At 60.2% G+C, this 1,900-nt stretch carries 3 protein-coding genes; all 3 read left to right on the plus strand.

What is annotated here, in order from left to right; all coding sequences use genetic code 11:
• Window positions 1-627: ABC transporter ATP-binding protein (locus tag ORS3428_RS08425; protein ID WP_071096392.1), on the plus strand; the 627-nt coding region annotated here is incomplete at its 5' end.
• Window positions 624-1,358 (plus strand): ABC transporter ATP-binding protein, encoded by a 735-nt coding sequence (locus ORS3428_RS08430; RefSeq protein ID WP_108723020.1) that lies wholly within the window; start codon window positions 624-626, stop codon window positions 1,356-1,358. The genes ORS3428_RS08425 and ORS3428_RS08430, both read left to right, overlap by 4 nt.
• Window positions 1,355-1,900, plus strand: a 546-nt coding sequence (locus ORS3428_RS08435; RefSeq protein WP_131802864.1) for a branched-chain amino acid ABC transporter permease, incomplete at its 3' end; no start/stop codon positions are given. The genes ORS3428_RS08430 and ORS3428_RS08435, both read left to right, overlap by 4 nt.

Consider the following 1,900-nt stretch of genomic DNA (forward strand, 5'->3'; position numbering starts at 1 on the left):
CCAAACGGCAGCGGCAAGAGCACGCTTTTCAACGTTATCACCGGCATTCCGTTTTCGCCCAGCGCGGGGGAGGTTTTTCTGTCGGGAGAGCCCATCCACCGGCTGAAACCACATCAAATCAGCCGCGCAGGCGTGGTTCGCACGTTCCAGAAGGACGCGGAGTTTGCCACGCTCAGCGCGCGCGAGAATGTCTACGCCAGCGCCGTCTATTGCGGCCAGATGACTTCGAAAGCGGCTAGCGATGCGGCCGAGCAGGCGCTCGATGACGTCTCGTTGGCACGCGAGCGGCGCGCGAAAGCTGCGGCCGATCTCTCGGTCTTCGAGCGCAAGCAATTGATGATCGCCTCGGCAATCGCCGGTCGACCCAAGGTGCTGCTTCTGGATGAGCCCGCCGCCGGCCTGACCAAACCCGAAGTGAGCGACCTTTCCGCTCTCATCCGCACAGTGCACGAGCGGGGCATCACAGTGGTTCTGATCGAACATGTCTTGCCTCTCCTCCTTAAGGTTTCCGATCACCTGATGATCCTCAACCACGGCGCCATCATCGCTTCGGGCAAGCCGGAAGAGGTGGTGCGAAATCCGCAGGTGATMGAAGCCTATCTCGGCAAACGGGAGGCGCGACTTTGAACGATGYTCAAAATGCCTTGGATATTGTCGATCTGCACGCCGGCTACGATGCATCTGATGTGCTTGTCGGCATGAGCCTGCATGTTGGCCCTAAGGAACGGGTTGGCCTGTTCGGGCCGAACGGCCATGGCAAGACCACGCTTCTCAACGCCATCTCACGCGTTATCCGACCTCGCTCAGGCAGCGTGCGCTTCATGAGCGAGGCAATCGAGGGGCTGGCACCCCACCGGATTGTGGAGCGCGGCCTGATCCACGTGCCGCAGGCAAACTGGCTGTTTCCCGACATGCTGATCATGGAGACGCTTGAGCTTGCCGCCTTCACCGAGCGCGCCAGACAGCAGCAGAAGACCAACCTCGATTATGTCCTTCACCTCTTCCCCAGGCTTGCCGAACGCCGGCAGCAGCAGTGCAAGACGTTGTCCGGTGGCGAGCGCCAGATGCTGGCGATCGGTGTCGGCCTGATGTGCGCACCGCGTATGTTGATGCTCGACGAACCGACGCTGGGGCTGTCGCCCAAACTCAAGGACGAACTCGCTGAAGYCATCGCGGAAATTTCGCAGCGCGGGATACCGCTCCTGCTTGTCGAGCAGGACATCGCCTTMATTCTATCGCTCGTCGATCGCATGTACCTCGTCGACCATGGCGAGATCAGYCGCGAGGTCCATCGGGGCGCGGAAGTCGACCATCAGGAAATCATGGACATGTATTTCGGTTCGGAGGGCGTATCATGACCGCCGACACGCTAAGCGCCATTCTTGTAAGTGGCATTGTGCTGGGCTCCGGCTACGCGTTAATGGCGAGTGGGCTCTCACTGGTCTGGACCACACTTGGCATCTTCAATTTCGCGCACGGCGTGCTGATGACGCTCGGTGCCTATCTTGCGTGGACAGTGTCGGATGCAGCCGGGCTGAATCTCGGGCTCGCCGCCGGCATTGCCGTCACGGTTGCYGCTCTGATCGGCGTCGGCATCCTGATCGAGCGCGTGATCGTTCGTCCGTTCTACAGCAAACGCGATATTCTGCTCATCACGGTGATGACCACGCTTGCCGCGATGATTTTCCTGCAAAAAGGAATTCAGCTGCTTTGGGGTGCAAGGCTCAAGCAGCTTCAACCGCTCGTGGCCGGCAATGCGCGCATTCTGAACACGACGATCTCGGCTCAGGAAACGCTGATCATCATCATGGCGCCGCTGTTGCTGGGTGCGCTATGGCTGTTCCTCAGCCGCACGCGGATTGGGCGTGGCATAAGGGCCGTGGGACAAAATCCGGATGCC

Origin of the sequence: Mesorhizobium sp. ORS 3428 (assembly GCF_001854785.1) — a bacterium.
Classification (GTDB): Bacteria; Pseudomonadota; Alphaproteobacteria; order Rhizobiales; family Rhizobiaceae; genus Mesorhizobium.